This window comes from Streptomyces sp. NPDC006879, from assembly GCF_042869595.1.
In the GTDB taxonomy this organism is placed as follows: Bacteria; Actinomycetota; Actinomycetes; order Streptomycetales; family Streptomycetaceae; genus Streptomyces.
On the sequence record NZ_JBIAGC010000046.1, the window covers coordinates 28,341 to 44,294 of the forward strand.

A 15,954-nucleotide genomic window follows, 5' to 3' on the forward strand; every position below is an offset into this window, starting at 1 on the left:
GTCAGGACTCCTTGACCGCGATGGTCTCCACCGTGTTGGCGACGTGCTCGAACGCGTCGGCAGCCTCTTCCAGCACGTCGACGATCTGCTTGAGCTTGAGGACCTCGATGGCGTCGTACTTGCCGTTGAAGAGGTGGGCGAGCAGCTTGCGGTGGATCTGGTCCGCCTGGTTCTCCAGTCGGTTGACCTCGATCCAGTACTCGGTCAAGCTCTCCATGGTGCGCAGGTGGGGCATGGCCTCCGCGGTGAGTTCGGCCGCCCGGGCCAGCACCTCGATCTGCTGCTCCACCCCCTTGGGGAGTTCCTCCACGTTGTAGAGGACGACCAGGTCGACGGCTTCCTCCATGAAGTCCATGATGTCGTCGAGGGAGGAGGCCAGAGCGTAGATGTCCTCCCGGTCGAAGGGAGTGATGAAAGAGGAGTTCAACTGGTGGAAGATCGCGTGGGTCGCGTCGTCTCCCGCGTGCTCCGCCGCCCGCATCCGTTCCGCGATCTCGGCCCGGGCAGAGGTGTCCGCCCCGAGCAGTTCCATCAGGAGCTTGGAGCCCGTGACGATGTTGTCCGCGGAAGCGGCAAACATGTCGTAGAAGCTCGTCTCCCTGGGGGTTAGACGAAATCGCACGTGAGGTCCTCGGGGTGCATTGGATTCGGTCAGGCTGATGCTAGGCGCATCATCCGGCCACGGCTAACCGGCAAGTCCCCAGTGTCGCCCATCGGGCACAGTGGGGAGCACAGGCCCCTGCCCGAGCTGGCAGAGCCCGGTACCCTATACCCATGAGGGGTATCTTCCCCCTTCTCTGACAACGGGAGAACGCGATGTCGACCACCGAGGCGGCCGGCCCCACGGCCACCGGCCGGGCTCCCGGCAACCCCACCGGGACGACCGACCGTGAGGGGATCGAGGACACGTCCGGCACGCACACCGGACCCACCCCGCCCGCGACGCACGGTTACCACGGCCAGAAGGACGAGCACCTCAAGCGGCTGCGCCGGATCGAAGGGCAGATCCGCGGCCTCCAACGACTCGTCGACGAAGACGTCTACTGCATCGACATACTCACTCAGGTGTCCGCCAGCACCAAGGCCCTCCAGTCCTTCGCCCTCCAGCTGCTGGAGGAGCACCTACGGCACTGCGTCGCCGACGCCGCGGTCAAGGGCGGCACGGAGATCGACGCGAAGGTCGAGGAAGCGACCAAGGCGATCGCCCGACTGCTGCGCACCTGAGCGCCGACTCAACCGCTCCCGGCCCGGCATTCCACGCGGGGCCGGGGTACCGGATGCGTCGGTGCCGGAACACCTTTGAGAACCTCGTCGATCAGCTCCCAACTGAGCCGTTCCCCGTGAACGGCGGACGCGGCAATGATCAGCTCTCCGCACAGTTCGATCTCGGCGAGAGCCACGTGGTCCTGAACCGCTGCACCAGCCGCCGGAGTCACACGCACCCCCTCCTCCTCACCGGGTTCGGTCAGCGCCGTCGGCCCGAAGTCGGATTCCAGCGTAGGGAGCGAGGCCTGCGATACGCATGACACGGATGGACCATTTCCAGATACCCCCCGGTAGCCCACCCGACCGCCCGGCCCGCTAGTCGGCGATCTTGCCGGCGAAGATGTCCCGGGATGCAGGCAGTTGCACCCTCACCGGCGTGCCGAACCCGTACAGCAGGGTCGTCGACGCCACATCGATCACGCCATTGTTGACGAAGCTGAAGCGGTGCCGGACCTTCCGCAAACGTCCGACCTCGTCGAGATAGGCGTCGAAGGGGACCGTGTCCTTGTGGAACCCCTTCGCTGCCGCTTGGAGCGCGCCCCTCGCATCCGGCGAGGCCTTGCGTGCCGCCCGCGTGATGTCCGTGGTCCCCCGGTAGTGCCGCACCCGGGCGCCATCCACCTCGGTCTCGCCCACGTACGTCACCTGTTGCGCTCCCCGCAACAGCTCGGCCGCCGCAACGGGGTCGGTCGCGCCACCCGTGACCAGGTTCCCGTCCTCCAGCGCCGTCGTGTCCACCTTCACCCACTTGTCGGCGGGCACCCCGGCCCCCCGGTTCTTCATGTAGAGCGCGCCCGGCACCAACAGCTCCGTGATCGGGCGGTGCGCGGTCTTCCCGGCGGCGTCCGCGGGCAGCATCACCAGCAACTGGCCCATCCGACTGCGGAAGTCCACACCCCCTTCGCCCCGGATCGTCACCAGGGTGCCCCCCGTGGCCATCTCCATGGAGGTACGAGTGCGGGCGCTACCCGCCTTGACCAGCACGTCCGCGGCCGACCGCACCGCCGCGCCCCCGTCGTCGTTCGCCTCGTGCGGACCGGCGCCGCAGCCGGCGACCAGCCCGATCACGGCAACGGCGACGAGCGACGCCCTACCTCTGAGCCTCTGTCGCTGTGCCACCATCGCCCGCCAACCCCCAACGCCCTACCGCTGCTTGCCCGAGGCCCCACCCGCACCGCATAACGAGACCCGAAGGCCCCCGTCACGGGATGTTCGGACGACACGCGGGGTACGGTGAAATACGTGGACTCGCACCGCGCAACCACCGTTGCCCCCGTCCCCGTCCGGCCCGAGCCAGCGGTTGCCGACCGCCCCCCTCACCACGAAGCCACCACCACCGAGCAGGGTTCCTTCTGCCTCGCCCGCTGCACCTGTGGGTGGCGAGGACCAGCCAGGCGTTCCCGCGACCGCGCCCGGCAGGACGCCGTCGCGCACACCTCGCCCGTCAGCTGACGCGGTCACGACCTTTCACCGTGCGCGCCGCCCAGGTGACTGCGGCGACGGCCCGGCGAGCGCCCCGGAGCACGACGAAGCCGGCGGCCCTTCCCGGGCCGCCGGCTCGTTGGCGCGTGGCGGAACTCCCGCGGTGCGTCGACGCTCAGGCCGCGAGTCCGCTGTCCTCGTTCTTCGCCGGGGGCTGGGCCGGCGGTTGGGGCAGCCCGAGCGGTCGGGAGCCGGCTCCAGGAGAGGACCGCACCAACCACCCCACCCGCGGGGACCGTCCGACGGACCGGACCAGCGGGGTCAACAGGGCCATCGCCAGCGGCGCGAGCAACAGAACCACGGCGGTGCCCAGTGCGAAGCCGCCGATGACGTCGGTCGGGTAGTGGACTCCCATGTAGACCCGGCAGAAGCCCTCCAGCAGGGCCAGGCCGATCCCGACCAGGCCGAACTTGCGGTTCGCCACGAAGAGTCCGACGCCCAGTGCCATGGCGAGCGTGGCGTGGTCACTGACGAACGAGTAGTCGGTCTTGCCGGTGACCAGCACTTCCAGTCCGGCGTGTTCCTCGAACGGCCGCGGGCGTTGCACGAATCCCCGGATCGGGACGTTCACCACGACGGCGATCGCCGCGGCAAGTGGAGCCCACAGCAAGGCGGCAACCGGTTCTGGGCCCAGACTGTCGTGGCCTCGGCGGACACCGGTCCAACACCACAACACCAGCAGGACGAGGGCGAGCATGATGCCGTACTCCCCGACGAAGCCCATCAGTCGGTCCAGCCAACGCGGCGCCGCCTCTGCAAGCCCGTTGATGCCGTAGAGCAGACTGACATCGGGGTTCGGCCCGCCCGTTGCGAGTCCCGCCATGTGCGCCATGTGCAGCGGCCCCTTGTCTTACTTGTGTTCCAGCAGGCGCACCCGTACGTGCGTCCCGCTTCGTAGCTCCGCGATCAAACCCCGATGCTCATGGAACGTCCGCTCTCGGACGGGCGTTCCACTCTCCATCAAACGATCACTCCAACGTTACCCAAAGGCGACTCATCGTCGCAGCTCAGGGCCCTTGCCTCACGGAGCGTCGCCGGCCCGGGCCACAGCCGCTGCCGCCCGACGGGGCAACGCCGCGGCGCCGTCCCTCGTTACGCGCGTGGCGCCGAAGTAGTCCGGCGTATCGATCTTGTCAAAGCGGATCACCGCCCCGGTGTACGGGGCGTTGATCATGTATCCGCCGCCCACATACAGTCCGACGTGCCGAATTTCCCGAGAGTTCGTCAGATCATCGGAGAAGAAGACCAGATCCCCGGGCAGGAGCTCCTCCCTCGAAGGATGCGGACCCGCGTTGTACTGGTCGTTCGCCACCCGCGGCAGCTCGATCCCCACCGTCCGGTACGCGGCCTGCGTCAGACCCGAACAGTCGAAGCGGCCCTGCTGCTCCGGAGTCCCGTTGCCTCCCCACAGGTACGGGGTTCCCAACTTCTGCTGAGCGAAGTAGATGGCCCCCGCCGCCTGCCTCGACGGCGCGACCCGCCCCACCGGCGCGGCGAAGCTCTTGGCCAACGTGGTGATCACCTTCACGTAGTTCTGCGTCTCACGGTACGGCGGAACCCCGCCGTACTTGATCACCGCGTAGGCGCCTGCGTTGTACGAGGCCAGCATGTTCGCCACCGGATCCCCGGGAACCTTGCGCACATAGGTGGCGAGTGTGCAGTCATAACTGGCCGCCGACGGAATGGCGTCCGCCGGGTCCCAGATGTCGCGGTCCCCGTCCCCGTCCCCGTCGATACCGTGCGCCGCCCAGGTCCCCGGGATGAACTGGGCAATCCCCCGCGCGTCCGCAGGGCTTCGGGCCTGCGGGTTCCAGCCGCTCTCCTGGTACAACTGCGCCGCCAGCAGCGCGGGACTGACCGCGGGGCACAGCGTGCCCCACTTCTGTACGAGCGACTGGTACTGCGCGGGAACGGCCCCCTTCGCCAGACCCAGCGCCCTTCCACCGCCCACCAGGTTCGCCGCCGCCGAGAACGTACCGACGACGAGCAGGAGGACGAAGACCAGACCCAGACCAATACCGATGCCACCCGCCACCAAGAATCTGCGCACCCGTCAACCCTCCCCCATCGGTGCCCGGTTCACGAGGGTTCCGCCCCGTGCGTCAGTATGACTATTCCATGCGGTGGCGCGCGGGGGAGGGCGCGGAGACCGGCGGTCAGCGGGCAGCGATGAACAGGCTCTGCGCCCCGCGCCCGATCGGTCCCTTCTCGTCGTGCAGCATCGAGTCGGCCAACCCGATCCCCGCCGGATCCACACTGGTACTGGCCTGGACACACACCCACTCACCCACCGGATGCCGGTGGAGGTGGACGGTCAGATCCGGGTTGATGAAGACGTGGCGGGAGAAATCGAGGACGTTGCTGATCCCGTTGCCGGAATCGGCGGCGATCAGCACCCGGTCCAGCGCCCGCGTCTCCTCCCCGGCGATCAGCGGGACCCGCATCCAGCAGGCCCCGGGGCCCCGCCCCCGGAACTCGCCCTCGGCGAACCGGGTCTCCATGGCCGTGTGGTACCCCACCTCCCACGGAACGTCGAAGAAGGGCGTCTCCCGGGTCTGCCCCGGAGGAGGCAACGACGGTCCGGGCAGGACCGAGGGCCCCGGCTCCCCGGCGATCCTGATCCGCAGCCCGCGGGCGAGCATCACCGGCGCCCCACCGACCGGTGCCAGCGCCGCCTCCACCACCTCCACACTCCGCCCGGACCGCACGACGGAGGCCGTCACCTCCAACGGCCGGATCGGGACCGGCCGCAGGATCTCGAAGGTGACCCGCGCCAGCCGCATGTCGGTACGGGCCCCGGGCCGCTCTTGAAGTGCCCGCCCCAAGAGGGCGGCTGGCGGCCCGGCGTGCTGGGACGCCTCGTCCCAGGGGCCTCGTGTGCAGGGCGTCGGCGCGAACCGGCCCTCGGGCAGGCGCTCGAAGAACGCCTCGGCTCCACCCGTCTTCGACATCCCTCCAGGCTACCGACGGGTAACAGCAGAGGCCAGGGCCGATCACGAAACAACACAACCAACCCACCCGTCACGCAGCCGCTCATGCGACGCAGAACTCATTGCCCTCCGGGTCCGCGAAGACCACCGCATAGACCCCCATCTCCGGCTCATCCATGACCCTCAACACCTTCGCACCCGCCGCCAACAGCCGCTGAGCCTTGGCCTCCACCCGCTCGGTGCGCACCGCCAAAGGGACCGAGCGACCGCCGCCCACCTTCAGATCCAGATGCACCCGGTTCTTCACCGTCTTGGGCTCGGGCACCTTCTGGAACCAGACCCTCGGACCCCGCCCCTGCGGATCCACGATCGACTCCGCGACGTTCTCCCGTGCACCCTCCAACTCCTCGGCCGGAACACCCATCTCCTCCCAGTAGGCACCCCAGCTGGCATGCCCACCAGGCGGCGGCTCCGGCACGTACCCGAGCGCCTCGGCCCAGAAGGCCACCATCCGCCCCGGGTCCGCGCAATCGATGGTCACCTGCAGATCAAGCACCGAGCCCACTCCTCATCTCCAGCCCCGCACACCAGGCCTACCCCGTACCCGCACCGAGGGAGCCCATCCAGGTCAGGCACCTACCACCGGCCCTCACCCCAGCTCCGCAAGGAACCCCGCGACCTCCCGCGCGAAACCGGCCGGCGCACCGGCATGCACCCGGTGCCCCGTCGGCAACTCGACCGACCGGGCCCCGGGACGCCGCCGCACCATCTCCGCCGCGTGCTCGCCCGTCAACTCGTCGCTGCGCCGCCCCCGCACCAAGAGCACCGGGCACACCGGCGCGGTCGGCGCCAGCCAGTCGCCCCAGTGGTCCCCGGCCAACGACCGCTGCGAGTCCACCATGTCCTGCGGCACGAAGGCGGTGCCCCAACCATCCTCGTACTCCTGCAAGGAACCCTCCAGATACACCGCCGCAGCACCGAGCGCGGAAACCAGCTCGGCCCGCCTGGGCGCCCGGTACGGCCAGTCCAGACAGAACGCCAGGTCGCTGGCGGGCTCCGCACCGATGTCCTCGACGACCAGCGCCGACACCAGATCGGGCCGCCACGCCGCCAACTGGTAGGCGTTCACCCCGCCCAGGCCGTGACCCAGCACCGGTATCGGCCCCAGGCCCAAGTGGTCGAGGAGCGCGGCGGCGTCCGCCACATAGCCCTCCCGCGAGAACTCCGCCGGGCGGTCGGAACGACCGTGACCACGCTGGTCCAGGGCGATCAGCCGCCAGTCGGGCGCGAGGTCCCGGGCCAACCGGTCGAAGGTCGCCCCGGCCTCGAAGTGACCGTGCAGGGCCAACAGCGCTCGGCCCGGGCCGCCGTGGTCCACATACGCCAGCCGCCGACCACCCTCACGGGCCAACACCCCCGGCAACGACCCCAACCGGTCACTGACACGGCGGCGAAGTTCCTGGTACTCCTCCCAGCGACGCCGCAGCCTCCCCGGCGGACGGACCACGGGCCGACCGGGGGTGACCCGCTCCCCCAAGACGAACTGCTCACGGGTGAGGTCGACCTCCAACCCTCCCGGCAGCCGGTTCCACCAGTGGTAGCCCTCCGGACGCCCCGCCTGCGAGGTCACCTCACCGAGCATCAGCTCCCCGCCGCACAGGTCGTGCAGCACGAGGGCGGTGATGTCACAGTGGCCCCAGGACGGGTTGTCCGCGCTCCAACCCCGCTTGGTGATGTCCTCAGGACTGGACAGGTCCGCGCTCCAACTGGCACGCAGAGCCGACTCGATCTTCGAAAGGGTCCATGCGCTCATGCCGTCGAGTGTGCGGCGACCCACTGACATCGACGCCCGCACCCGCAGCCCGGCCGCGTCGACTCCACCGGCCGCCACGCCCGCTCGTGCCCGGACGCGGCGGCCGGCTGGTCACAGAAACCCCGGCACCGGTCCACCGGGAACAGGGCGAGCCTCCCCCGGGAACCCGTCCGCCGAAGACACGACTGACGGAATGTCGGACGAATGTCATCAGTCCGGCCGAACGCCACGCGGTGGACCTGGGCCGAACGGCCTCCCGCCTCCCGTCCCCGACGCCCGACCAACCCCCGTACAACGGAATCCAACCGCTTCGGGACACGCATCATTGCCCGAGGTCACCCCCCGTGATACACAGAGTGACGATACGTGCTTTCACGCCCAATCAACCGCTCCTCGCCCAGGTCAGGCCATACGCGACAGACCCCACGCGCAGGATCGGCGGACAGAAAGCCGTCAAGTCGACATCCGGATGCGATTTCATCAGCGAAGATAGTGCCTGACCCCTGCCAACCCGGCAGGACGGTCACGGAACTACCCGGCAGGGGCGGTGAGTTACATGATCCTGGCAGCCGAAAAGGGCGACATCACCACCATCATCGGCGGAATCGCCCCGAACTGGGGGCCGTTCGGCAGTCTCGGAGCAGAAGCGAAGGTCATGATCGAGGTGGTCATGGCCGTAGCGATCCTGCTGTGCCTCGGCATCGCGATCTGGGGCGCCGCCAAACAGCGGATCGGCGCGACCGCACTGCGCGACACCTTCAGCGCAGAACAAGGCAAGGGCCTCATCGTGGCCGGCCTGACCGGAGTCTTCATCATCGGGTCGCTGGGCACGCTCTTCACCATCGTCTACGGAATGGCCGTCTGACCTCTCGTCAGCGCCCACCCCTCCCCTATCCCCCACCCATGCCGACCGGCTGAGGTTGCGTGTCCTGATGACGACTCACCACACCGCGCTCTCGCGGGAACCGGCACGGCCACCGTCGTACTCGTACCACGTGGGAGCAGCGGCTGAGGGGGTGCGCGCGGCATGAGCCACGACGACCAGTACGGATACGGGGACGACGGACGCATCGGCGGTTCGGGCCAGACCCGCACCCGCCTACCCGAGCCGCCCGGCGACGCCTACGGAGGCAACCGCCGCCCGACCCGCCCCTCCCGGGGGCTGGTCACCGTCGTCGGCGTGGTGGTCCTCCTGATCGCGGCGATCGCCTTCGCCAACCAGAAGGGCGGCGGCCCCGACGCCACCGAACGCCCCGGCACCCCCCACGCCGCCCCCACAGCCCCCACCGGCACCCGCCCCGTCACCGGCAAGAACGCCCAGATCCCGACGGGCTTCCCCCGCAACGAACAGGGAGCCCAATCGGCCGCGGCGAACTACGCGGTGGCGCTGGTGTCGGCGGACATGCTGCGGCCCGCTCTCAGGGCAGAGATCGTCAGCCAGGCCTTCGTGGCTAACAAAACAGCCGAGCTTGGCCGCAAGTTCGACCAGGCATACGGAAAGAATTTTCTGGAAAAGGCGGGACTCGACGCGAATGGCAATGCGCCTGCAGGTCTGACCTACATCTCGCGCACGGTGCCTGTTGGTACCAAGGTGATCGCTCGCTCGGATGGTCAGGCAACTGTGGACGTGTGGTGCACCGGTATGTACGGAACTGCGGGCGTGACCTCCACGAATCCGGTGAGCAGCGACTGGTTCACCCTCACCCTTGGACTCCGCTGGGAGAACCAGAACTGGAAGGTCGAGACCTTCGCCCAGAAGGAGGGACCTGCGCCGGTCTACACAGACCGGACGGCATCCAACGCCGAGGAGATCGCCAAGGCAGTAGAGGAATACGGAGGCTTCACGTATGCGCGCTAGTCATCGCCGCCTCCCCGAAGCCCTTGGGTCCATGGCTGTTGCACAGGTAACCGTCGTCATGCTGGCCAGCCGCGCCGTGGCCGCGCCGAGCCCGAGCCCGACACCCCCACTAGACCGTGGCGATGACCGTTGTGACCTGATCATCGGCCCAGCCAAGGACTTCTGCGAGAGCGGGGACAGCCCTGCCCGTGAGGCCGGGCGGCTGCCGTCGGATCCGTCCTCGCCGCTGGATCCGCTCTCCTCCCTCGCGAAGGGGTGTGCGGACGCCGGCGCCTGGGTCGTGGACAAGCTGTCGGAGGCGGTCAGCAGCACAGCGAACGTGGACTTCACCAACGCCGCCTTCCTGCGCCAGTACGCCGTGGTCTTCGCCGCCTCGACCGTGCTGACGCTGGTGCTCTGGCTGTTGGCCGTCGCCAAGCGGGCCATCCGCGGGGTACCTCTGGGCACCGCGCTGTCGGAGGCCATCGGCTTTCTCTGGCTGACGGTGCTGGCCTCCGCCTTCACCCCCTTGATCCTCTACACGGTGGTTTCCGCCACGGACAGCGTCACCCAGGTCATCGCGTCGGGTACGGGTGGCCAGACCGACTCGTTCTTCGGTTCCTTCGCGGAGGCCCTGAAGAAGGGGGAGGGCATCGGCGGCGGTCCGATCATGTTGATCGTGGTCGCGCTGGTGTCGGTCCTGGCCGCCGGGGTGCTCTGGCTCGAACTGGTCATCCGTGCAGCCCTGCTCTATGTGGGTGCCCTCCTCGGCACTGTGGTCTACGCGGGCCTGGTGGACCGGAACATGTGGGGGCACGTTCGGCGCTGGGCCGGCATCATGATCGCGGTCATCCTCGTCAAGCCGGTGATCGTCATCGTCCTGGGTCTGGCCGGCGCGCTCTCCGGGGACGACGGTCCCGATGCGTTCTCCGCGGTCGTCTCCGGACTCGCCATCATCCTCTTGGCGATCTTCGCGTCCGCGATGATCTACCGTTTCGTACCCGGCTTCGGCGACGAGATCGCCTCCGCACGCAGCAACCGGAAGCAGGCGACCGACGGCGCGCAGGCAGCCGCAGTCATCAGTTCGCCGGCCTCGCTGGTGTCCCAGGGCATCAAGACGCACAGCAGTCGGGGCGCCCACCGCGCGGGCGGAGGCGGCGGTGAGACCGCACCCCGCCCCGTCAACCCACTCTCCGGTGGCGTGGCGGCCCACAGCTCCCGTCCCGCCTCCGGCGGCGGGGTCGGCGGCGGAACTGTCCCCTCCGCCGCACCCCCGCCCCGCCTGCCGGGGCCGGGAAGCAGCAGCACCAGCACGAGGAACACAGGAGGTGACGGGCGTTGACGACCCAGTCCCACCAGATCCACCCGGTCGCGCCCCGCCGTACGTATCTGATCGGCCGGGCCCGGCCGAACGCGATCGTCGGCAAGAACCGCGAGACCGGTGAGATCGCTTTGATCATCGCCGGAGCCTTCCTCGGCATGATGAGCGGGCTGCTCGTCCCCGGAATCGCCCCGCGCATCGCCCTGCTCGTCGGCTTTCCCGTACTGGCGCTGGCCGCGGTGTACGTCCCGTACAAGGGCCGTACCTTCTACAAGTGGTTCGAGATCAACCGCAGCTACAAGCGCACCCTGCGCCGCGGGACCGCCTACCGCTCGGGCGCCATGGAGGCCGGCATCCGAGCAGCCGACGGGCGGGAGGTCGAGGTGGGTCCCCCGCCGGGCATCGGCCGGATCAGCTGGTTGGCGGCGCCCTTCGGCCCGGACGAGATCGCCGTACTGCTCCACGCGGACCGCAGGACCGTTACGGCGGCCATCGAGATCGAGGGCCCCGGCGTTGGCCTCCGGGACAGCGAGGACCAGGAAGCCCTCGTGGACCGCTTCGGCACGCTGCTCAAGCACGTCGCCAATGGCGACGGCTTCGTCAGCCGGCTCCAGATGCTCGCCCGTACCCTGCCCGCCGACCCGGACGCCCACGCCAAGGACGTCGCCCAGCGCGGGGACACCCGAGCCCCGGGCTGGCTACAGGAGTCCTACGACCAGCTCCAGTCGATGGTGTCGACCTCCAGCGAGCAGCACCGCGCCTATCTGGTGGCCTGTATGCACTACACGCGGGAGCTGGCAGCCGAGGCGCATGCCATGGCCCGGGCGAGTCGGCCCCAGGCCGGCCGGCGCATCGACAAGGACTCGGGGATCGCGGTCGTCATGGCCCGCGAGCTGACCGACATCTGCGCGCGCCTGGCCGAGGCCGACATCCGGGTTCGACAGCCCTTGGGTCAGGGCCGGCTGGCTTCGCTGGTCCACTCCATGTACGACCCCGACCACCCCATCGACCACATCCAGGCGATGACCAGACGCAACGCCTGGCCCGCCGAGCTGGACGCGATGGAGCCCACCTACCTTCAGGCGAAGACCCGCGAGTCTTCCACCCGCGCCCCCTGGTGTCACGCCACCGCCTGGGTGAAGGAGTGGCCGATGACCCCGGTCGGTGTCAACTTCCTCGCGCCGCTGCTGGTGCACACTCCGGACGTGATCCGCACGGTCGCGGTCTGCATGGACCTCGAACCGACCGAAATCGCCATCGAGCGGATGCTCACGGAGAAGACGAACGACGAGGCGGACGCGAGTCGTGCCGCCAAGATGAACCGCACCATCGACCCGCGCGATATCGCAGCTCACGGCCGGCTCGACCAGAGGGGTGAAGATCTGGCCAGTGGTGCGGCGGGAGTCAACCTTGTCGGGTACATCACAGTGTCCTCGCGTTCGCCCGAAGCCCTCGCCCGCGACAAGCGGACGATCCGGGCCTCGGCCGGCAAGTCGTACCTGAAGTTGGAGTGGTGCGACCGCGAGCACCACCGTGCCTTCGTCAACACCTTGCCGTTCGCAACCGGCATCCGACGCTAGCTGGAGGGCAGACCGCCATGCGAGATCCGCTGTCCGCACTGACGGACGCCTTCACCAGCTTCGTCCTCGGCAAGGTCGAAACGACCCGACCGCCCGTGCGTACCTCCACCGGTCAAGCCCAAGCCGTCTACCTACCCACGGCCGCCCCCGGCCTCGGGGACTCCGGGGTCATCATCGGCCGGGAGGTCTACAGCGGCAAGGGCTACATCTACGACCCCTTCCAGCTCTACGGCCAACAACTCCCGGCCCCGCACTGGCTGGTGCTCGGAGAGTCCGGCAACGGCAAGTCCGCGCTGGAGAAGACGTACGTCCTGCGGCAGTTGCGCTTCAAGGACCGCCAGGTCGTCGTGCTCGACGCACAGGGCGAGGACGGGGTGGGTGAGTGGAACCTCATCGCCCAGAAGCTGGGAATAACTCCCATCCGCCTCGATCCCATTGCCGCCAACGACGACGGGATCCGCCTCAACCCCCTGGACCCGGCGATCACCACCACGGGCCAACTCGCCCTGCTCCGAACGATCATCGAGGTCGCCCTCGGGCACGGCTTGGACGAACGCTCGGGCTTCGCCCTGAAGGTCGCGCACGCCTATGTCTCCGAGACCATCACCGACCGCCAGCCCGTCCTGACCGACATCGTCGAGCAACTGCGCCACCCGGCAGCCGACTCCGCGGTGGCCATGAACGTGGACATAGACGATGTCCGGGACTGGGGCCTCGACGTCGCGCTGGTCCTTGACCGTTTGGTCGACGGTGACCTGCGCGGCATGTTCGACGGCCCGACGACGGTGGGCATCGACCTCGATGCCCCACTGATCGTCTTCGACCTGTCCCACATCGACCGCAACTCGATCGCCATGCCCATCCTCATGGCCATCGTCGGCGTCTGGCTGGAGCACACCTGGATCCGCCCCGACCGCAAGAAGCGCATCTTCCTGGTCGAGGAGGCCTGGCACATCATCAACAGCCCTTTCGTGGCACAGCTGTTCCAGAGGCTCCTCAAGTTCGGCCGCCGCCTCGGCCTGTCCTTCGTGGCCGTGGTCCATCACCTCTCCGACGTGGTCGACGGGGCCGCGGCCCGGGAAGCAGCGGCCATCTTGAAGATGGCCTCGACCAGAACCATCTACGCCCAGAAGGCGGACGAGGCACGGGCCACCGGGCGGGTCCTCGGCCTACCCCGTTGGGCCGTCGAGATCATCCCGACACTCACCCCGGGCATCGCCGTCTGGGACGTCAACGGCAACGTCCAAGTGGTCAAACACCTGATCACGGAAGCGGAACGCCCCCTCGTCTACACCGACCGCGCGATGACGGAGTCCTCGGATCCGGTAGGGGTCTCGGAGGACCTCCTGGCAGCGGAACTGGAGGCCGAGGAACGGGCCCTGCTCCTGGAACGCCAGATGCACGGCGGACCAGGTACCGGTCCGGCTCCACGGTCCACGGTGGCGTGAAATGACCCGGCAGCCCGTGGAGCGCAGCGAACGCGGAATCCCTGATTCCCTACTCGTGGGGCTACTGGCGTTCCTGCTGGGGCTGACCGTGCTGGTGTGGACGGCCACCGGGCTGGCAGCCTGGTCCGCACACGGCACCTGGCCCGAGACCGTCACTTTCGGACGCACGCCGAGCGCGGTACGCAGCCTGCTGGCTCAGCCCCACGACATCGCCGCCGCCTGGCCGGACACCGCACCCACCGCACTGGCCGGGTACGGCCTGGTCTGGGGCATCTTCATCGGCCAACTGATGGTGCTGTTCGTCCTCACCGTCTTCGGCATGGGGGTTCTGGCCCGCGTCAAGGCGCGGCGCGCCCGGATCCGACACAAGACTGCCTCCGCGGCGCAGAAGGCCACCGAGGTCTCCGGCGACGACACCCTCCCGCCACATACGACCCTGACGGGAGCACCCACCGGCCCGCAACCGCCCTGGCCCGTGGCACAGGGCGACGTCGAGGACCGGCAACTCGACTCGGTACCCGCCCAAAGACCTTCGCATGCACCCGTCGTGACGCCCCCTCACCCAGTCCCGCAGGCCCAACCGGACCCGCAAGGCTCCCCGTACGTCACGACGACACGCTCACCCCTCCAGTACGGAGGTCCGTCTCAGCGCCGAGCCGCCGCCCTGCGCCGCATCGCGGAAGCCGAAGGGGCGGCGCTCATCGTCACCTCCTCGCCGGCGCTGTGGGCAGACACCAAGGACGCACGGGCAAAGCTCGGCCCCGTACTCGTCTACGACCCCTCCCACCTGTGCGACACCCCGGACCGGTTGCGCTGGTCCCCGACCCGCGGATGCGCCGACCAGGTCACCGCGGGCGCCCGGGCGGGCGCGCTCCTCGCACCCGTCCGACCCCAGTCCCGCCTCGATTCGGCCGTCGCGGACACGGCACACACGCTGCTCCGTTGTTGGCTGCACGCCGCTGACCTGGACGAGCGGCCCTTCAAGCACGTCCATCGCTGGGCACAGGGCACCAACGCCCACGACCCGGTCCGCATCCTGCGCACCCACTCCCTCGCCGCGCCCGGTCTCGCCGGGGAGTTGGAGAGCGCCCTCAGTGGACACCCCGAACGCCGCGACATCGCGCAGCAGTTGATCGGGCGAGTGCTGGCCTGTCTGTCCTCGGTGCACATCCGCGACTCCTGCACACCCCAGCGATCCGATGCGCTCAGACTCGAATCATTCATCGCTGAAGGGGGCAGCCTCTACGTGGTGGGTGAGTCCCTGGAGGATCCCCGGAGCAATCCCGGGGCCATGCCCCTGCTCACCGCCATCGCCGCAAACGTGGTCGAGCACGGCCGCCGCATGGCCGTACGGTCATCCCACGGTCGGCTCGACCCACCACTGTCCTTGATCTTGGAGGACGTCGCGGCGGTGGCTCCCGTGCCCCAGCTCCCCCGGTTGCTCGAAACCCGGGACGCAGAACTGCCCGTCCTCGCCCTGTGCCGCAGCCAGGAGCAGTTCAGGGCCCGTTGGCCACAGGCCGACCTGCACGTCTGATCGGCCGGCCAGCACCGAAGGGCCCCTCGGGACGGCCCCGGCTACCGCAGCGCTTCAGGACGCTCGATCACGTACTCCACCTCGATCGCACCCGGGTCACCGGGTCCGGCCGCACACTCCCCGGAGGGGACGAAACCGAAGCGCCGGTAAGAGGCCCGAGCCGGCGTGTTGTCGGTGTGGACATACAGTCGCACGCGTTGGAGGAGGGGGGCCCGCAGTGCCCAGGCCCAATCGAGTGCCCGCGCGTAGAGCGCCGCTGTCACCCCGGTACCCCGCACTTCCGGGCGGGTGTAGACGCCCACCAGGTGCCCCTGGTCGACCGGTACGGTGTGGTCGAGGAAATCCTTCGAGCCCGCTTCCTCAACGAGGACGGCCACGCTGGCCTCCCAGCGCCCGTCCGGTGCTTCGGCGACGAACTGCCTGGCTCCTGGTCCCTGGGAAAAGCGGATCGCACGCTGCTGCCAGAACGAGTCGGGGTGGCCCCCCGCCCGCTCCAAGGTTTCCAGGAAGGCGATGGGCGCGACCGGATCCGACAGGGCCTGGAGCCGGAGCTCCCTTACCTTCGACCACTCCTCGGGCCGGATCGGGCGTATCAAGTGTTCCATGGCCAGAGCGTAGCGAAGACATCGATCATCTTCCTGTTCCTGGCCCGGAACGCAGAGAAGCCCTGTGCCGGATACCCGGCACAGGGCTTCTCAAAAAAATTGTTCGGCGGCGTCCTACTCTCCCACAGGGTCCCC

17 protein-coding genes are annotated in these 15,954 nt (G+C 68.9%); 8 read left to right on the forward strand and 9 right to left on the reverse strand.

Features of this window, described 5'->3' with window-relative positions; genetic code table 11:
• Position 1: 1 nt before the first annotated feature.
• On the reverse strand, positions 2-622 hold the full coding sequence (locus ACFYMC_RS25185) for a DUF47 domain-containing protein (RefSeq protein ID WP_388529136.1): 621 nt from the start codon (positions 620-622) through the stop codon (positions 2-4).
• A gap of 194 nt (positions 623-816) precedes the next feature.
• On the opposite strand from ACFYMC_RS25185, the gene ACFYMC_RS25190 reads away from it, so the two are divergent.
• Complete coding sequence (locus ACFYMC_RS25190) at positions 817-1,224, forward strand: metal-sensitive transcriptional regulator (protein WP_388529138.1); 408 nt, start codon at positions 817-819, stop codon at positions 1,222-1,224.
• 8 nt (positions 1,225-1,232) lie between these two features.
• Here ACFYMC_RS25190 and ACFYMC_RS25195 read toward each other — a convergent pair whose 3' ends face one another.
• Positions 1,233-1,442 (reverse strand): hypothetical protein, encoded by a 210-nt coding sequence (locus ACFYMC_RS25195; RefSeq protein ID WP_388529158.1) that lies wholly within the window; start codon positions 1,440-1,442, stop codon positions 1,233-1,235.
• Positions 1,443-1,581: 139 nt separating this feature from the next.
• On the reverse strand, positions 1,582-2,388 hold the full coding sequence (locus ACFYMC_RS25200; protein WP_388529140.1) for a hypothetical protein: 807 nt from the start codon (positions 2,386-2,388) through the stop codon (positions 1,582-1,584).
• A gap of 120 nt (positions 2,389-2,508) precedes the next feature.
• Here ACFYMC_RS25200 and ACFYMC_RS25205 point away from each other — a divergent pair, with 120 nt between their 5' ends.
• Complete coding sequence (locus tag ACFYMC_RS25205; RefSeq protein ID WP_388529141.1) at positions 2,509-2,718, forward strand: hypothetical protein; 210 nt, start codon at positions 2,509-2,511, stop codon at positions 2,716-2,718.
• 145 nt (positions 2,719-2,863) lie between these two features.
• On the opposite strand, the gene ACFYMC_RS25210 is transcribed toward ACFYMC_RS25205, so the two are convergent.
• The 5 genes from ACFYMC_RS25210 to ACFYMC_RS25230 all read right to left on the reverse strand — a co-directional run bounded on the left by ACFYMC_RS25210 (position 2,864) and on the right by ACFYMC_RS25230 (position 7,491).
• A complete protein-coding gene (locus ACFYMC_RS25210) occupies positions 2,864-3,571 on the reverse strand; it encodes a phosphatase PAP2 family protein (protein ID WP_388529160.1) in 708 nt (235 codons plus the stop codon).
• A 198-nt stretch (positions 3,572-3,769) separates the two neighbouring features.
• Positions 3,770-4,783, reverse strand: coding sequence for an NlpC/P60 family protein (locus tag ACFYMC_RS25215; RefSeq protein ID WP_388529161.1), 1,014 nt, complete (start codon positions 4,781-4,783; stop codon positions 3,770-3,772).
• Between the two features lie 121 nt (positions 4,784-4,904).
• Positions 4,905-5,699, reverse strand: coding sequence for a thioesterase family protein (locus tag ACFYMC_RS25220; RefSeq protein WP_388529143.1), 795 nt, complete (start codon positions 5,697-5,699; stop codon positions 4,905-4,907).
• An 82-nt stretch (positions 5,700-5,781) separates the two neighbouring features.
• The gene (locus ACFYMC_RS25225; RefSeq protein ID WP_388529163.1) at positions 5,782-6,225 is read right to left on the reverse strand and encodes a VOC family protein; all 444 of its coding nucleotides are present in this window, start codon (positions 6,223-6,225) and stop codon (positions 5,782-5,784) included.
• 102 nt (positions 6,226-6,327) lie between these two features.
• Positions 6,328-7,491, reverse strand: coding sequence for an alpha/beta fold hydrolase (locus tag ACFYMC_RS25230; protein ID WP_388529144.1), 1,164 nt, complete (start codon positions 7,489-7,491; stop codon positions 6,328-6,330).
• Between the two features lie 556 nt (positions 7,492-8,047).
• Between ACFYMC_RS25230 and ACFYMC_RS25235 the strand changes: the two genes are divergently transcribed.
• The 6 genes from ACFYMC_RS25235 (at position 8,048) to ACFYMC_RS25260 (ending at position 15,214) form a co-directional block, all read left to right on the forward strand.
• A complete protein-coding gene (locus ACFYMC_RS25235; RefSeq protein WP_254373822.1) occupies positions 8,048-8,356 on the forward strand; it encodes a hypothetical protein in 309 nt (102 codons plus the stop codon).
• Between the two features lie 162 nt (positions 8,357-8,518).
• The gene (locus ACFYMC_RS25240; protein ID WP_388529146.1) at positions 8,519-9,349 is read left to right on the forward strand and encodes a hypothetical protein; all 831 of its coding nucleotides are present in this window, start codon (positions 8,519-8,521) and stop codon (positions 9,347-9,349) included.
• Complete coding sequence (locus tag ACFYMC_RS25245; RefSeq protein WP_388529148.1) at positions 9,339-10,670, forward strand: hypothetical protein; 1,332 nt, start codon at positions 9,339-9,341, stop codon at positions 10,668-10,670. Before ACFYMC_RS25240 ends, ACFYMC_RS25245 begins: the two co-directional genes overlap by 11 nt.
• Positions 10,667-12,229 carry an SCO6880 family protein gene (locus ACFYMC_RS25250; RefSeq protein ID WP_388529150.1) on the forward strand — a complete coding sequence of 521 codons (1,563 nt, stop codon included), beginning with the start codon at positions 10,667-10,669 and terminating at the stop codon, positions 12,227-12,229. Before ACFYMC_RS25245 ends, ACFYMC_RS25250 begins: the two co-directional genes overlap by 4 nt.
• Before the next feature lie 17 nt (positions 12,230-12,246).
• A complete protein-coding gene (locus ACFYMC_RS25255) occupies positions 12,247-13,677 on the forward strand; it encodes an ATP-binding protein (protein WP_388529152.1) in 1,431 nt (476 codons plus the stop codon).
• A 1-nt stretch (position 13,678) separates the two neighbouring features.
• Positions 13,679-15,214: a type VI secretion protein gene (locus ACFYMC_RS25260; RefSeq protein WP_388529154.1), complete on the forward strand. Its 1,536-nt coding sequence runs from the start codon at positions 13,679-13,681 to the stop codon at positions 15,212-15,214.
• A 41-nt stretch (positions 15,215-15,255) separates the two neighbouring features.
• Here the strand turns inward: ACFYMC_RS25260 and ACFYMC_RS25265 are convergent, their stop codons facing one another.
• Positions 15,256-15,819, reverse strand: a complete 564-nt coding sequence (locus tag ACFYMC_RS25265; protein ID WP_388529155.1) for a GNAT family N-acetyltransferase — start codon at positions 15,817-15,819, stop codon at positions 15,256-15,258.
• Positions 15,820-15,954 lie beyond the last annotated feature (135 nt).